Origin of the sequence: Streptomyces sp. NPDC058872, from assembly GCF_042743065.1 — a bacterium.
Taxonomy (GTDB): domain Bacteria; phylum Actinomycetota; class Actinomycetes; order Streptomycetales; family Streptomycetaceae; genus Streptomyces.
Window position 1 is genome coordinate 1 of the sequence record NZ_JBHYMK010000134.1, and the last position, 2,717, is coordinate 2,717.

At 70.6% G+C, this 2,717-nt stretch carries 3 protein-coding genes; all 3 read left to right on the forward strand.

Annotation, left to right across the window (positions count from 1 at the left end; translation table 11 throughout):
• The coding region (locus ACFW22_RS35715) for a vitamin B12 dependent-methionine synthase activation domain-containing protein (protein WP_386412940.1) at positions 1-1,023 on the forward strand (1,023 nt) is incomplete at its 5' end.
• Positions 1,020-1,880, forward strand: coding sequence for a methylenetetrahydrofolate reductase [NAD(P)H] (metF, locus tag ACFW22_RS35720; protein WP_386412942.1), 861 nt, complete (start codon positions 1,020-1,022; stop codon positions 1,878-1,880). The genes ACFW22_RS35715 and metF, both read left to right, overlap by 4 nt.
• Positions 1,873-2,717 (forward strand): adenosylhomocysteinase (locus ACFW22_RS35725; RefSeq protein ID WP_386412944.1); only part of this gene is annotated, 845 nt, incomplete at its 3' end. The genes metF and ACFW22_RS35725, both read left to right, overlap by 8 nt.

Genomic DNA, 2,717 nt, shown 5'->3' on the forward strand with positions numbered 1-2,717 from the left:
ACCCGCGCCTACGTCGAACAAGACCTCCACGACATCTACCACGGCGAAGTCCGCTACGCCCGCGACGCCTTCGAAGGCCTGCGCCTGATGGACGCCCTGATGGGCGTCAAGCGCGGCGTTCCCGGAGCCGTCCTGCCCCCGCTCAAGCAGCGCCGGGTGGCCAAGCGTCCTGCCGCATCCCTGCCCGAGGTCCGGGAGCCGGAGCCGGCCGGCCGTTCGGACGTGGCCGGCGACAACCCGGTGCCCGAACCCCCCTTCCTCGGCACGAAGGTCGTCACCGGCATTCCGCTCGCCGAGTACGCCCCCTGGCTGGACGAGGGCGCCCTGTTCAAGGGCCAGTGGGGACTGAAGGACGCGGGGACCGTCGAGGCGGAGGGCCGGCCGCGGCTGCGGGCGCTGATCGACCGGATCGAGCGGGAGGGCCTGGTCGAAGCGGCCGTGGTCTACGGCTGGTTCCCCTGTGTGTCCAAGGGCGACGACCTGATCGTCCTGGACGAGGACGGAGGCGAGCGGACCCGCTTCTCCTTCCCCCGCCAACAGCGGGGCCGCCGCCTCTGCCTGGCCGACTTCCACCGCGCCGAGGACTCCGGTGAGGTGGACGCGGTCGCCCTCCAGCTCGTCACCGTCGGCCCGCGGATCGGCGAGGAGACCGCCCGGCTCTTCGCCGCCGACGCCTACCGCGACTATCTCGAACTCCACGGCCTGTCCGTGCAGTTGGCCGAAGCCCTCGCCGAGTACTGGCACGCCCGGGTGCGTGCCGAGTGGGGCATCGCCGGTCGTGCGGAGCCGGCCGACCTGGCGGGGATGCTCCGCACCGATTACCAGGGCTGCCGCTACTCCCTCGGCTACCCGGCCTGCCCGGACCTGGAGGACCGGGCCAAGATCGCCGCCCTGCTGCGGCCGGAGCGGATCGGCGTCGAGCTGTCGGAGGAGTACCAGCTGCACCCCGAGCAGTCGACGGACGCGATCGTCGTGCACCACCCGGAGGCGAGCTACTTCAACGCGGGAGGGCGACGCCTGTGAAACCCACCTTCTCCTTCGAGTTCTTCCCGCCGAAGACCGACCGGGGCGAGCAGGCCCTCTGGGACGCGATCCGGCGCGTGGAGGTGCTCAAGCCGGACTTCGTGTCGGTGACCTACGGCGCCGGCGGCTCCTCCCGCGACCGGACCATCGGGGTCACCCGGCGGATCGCCACCGAGACCACCCTCCGACCCGTCGCCCACCTCACCGCCGTCGGGCATTCGGTCGCCGAGCTGAGGGCCATCGTCGGCGCCTATGCGGACGTCGGCGTCCGGGACGTGCTCGTGCTGCGCGGCGATCCGCCGGGCGCCCCGCGCGGCGAGTGGACCCCGCATCCGGACGGCTTCCGGTACGCCCACGAACTGGTCGAACTCGTCCGCTCGCTCGGCGACTTCAGGATCGGCGTCGCCGCCTTCCCCGAGGGTCATCCCCGATCCGCGAGCCCGGAGAGCGACCTCGCCCACTTCGTCGCCAAGTGCCGGGCGGGCGCCGACTACGCCATCACACAGATGTTCTTCGACCCGGAGGACTACCTGCGCCTGCGGGACAGGGCCGTCGCCGCGGGCTGTGACACCCCGATCATCCCGGAGATCATGCCGGCCACCGACGTGCGCCAGATCCGCCGCTTCGCCGAACTCTCCGACGCGGCCTTCCCCGAGGAGCTGGCGCACCGCCTGGAGGCCGCGAAGGACGACCCGGCCGCCTCGTACCGGATCGGCGTCGAGCACGCGACGCGGATGGGTCTGCGGCTGCTCGACGAGGGGGCTCCGGGCCTGCACTACATCACGCTCAACAGGTCGACGGCGGCCCTCGAAATCCACCGAACCATCCTCAGCGCAAGGAGCGTCGTACATGTCTGAGTCCACCGACACCGCGTTCTCCGACTTCAAGGTCGCCGATCTCTCCCTGGCCGCGTTCGGCCGCAAGGAGATCACGCTGGCCGAGCACGAGATGCCCGGTCTGATGGCGATCCGCCGTGAGTACGCCGAGGCGCAGCCGCTTGCGGGTGCGCGGATCACCGGCTCGCTGCACATGACGGTGCAGACCGCCGTGCTCATCGAGACCCTGGTGGCGCTGGGCGCCCGGGTGCGGTGGGTGTCCTGCAACATCTACTCCACCCAGGACCACGCCGCCGCCGCGATCGCCGCGGCCGGCATCCCGGTCTTCGCCTGGAAGGGCGAGACCCTGGAGGAGTACTGGTGGTGCACCGAGCAGGCGCTGACCTGGGCGGACGCTCCCACCGGCGGCCCGAACATGATCCTGGACGACGGCGGGGACGCCACCCTGCTGGTCCACAAGGGCGTGGAGCACCAGAAGACCGGTGCGCTGCCCGAGGCGTCCAACGAGGAGATGGCCGTCGTCCGACGCCTGTTGGAGACCACCGCCCTGGACTGGTCGGCGATCGCCTCGGAGATCCGTGGGGTGACGGAGGAGACCACCACCGGGGTGCACCGTCTGTACGAGATGCACCGCGAGGGGGCCTTGTTGTTCCCGGCGATCAATGTGAACGACGCGGTGACGAAGTCGAAGTTCGACAACAAGTACGGTTGTCGGCATTCGTTGATCGACGGGATCAACCGGGCCACCGATGTGTTGATCGGTGGCAAGACGGCGGTGGTCTTCGGTTACGGCGACGTCGGCAAGGGGTGTGCGGAGTCGCTGCGCGGTCAGGGGGCGCGGGTGATCGTCACCGAGAT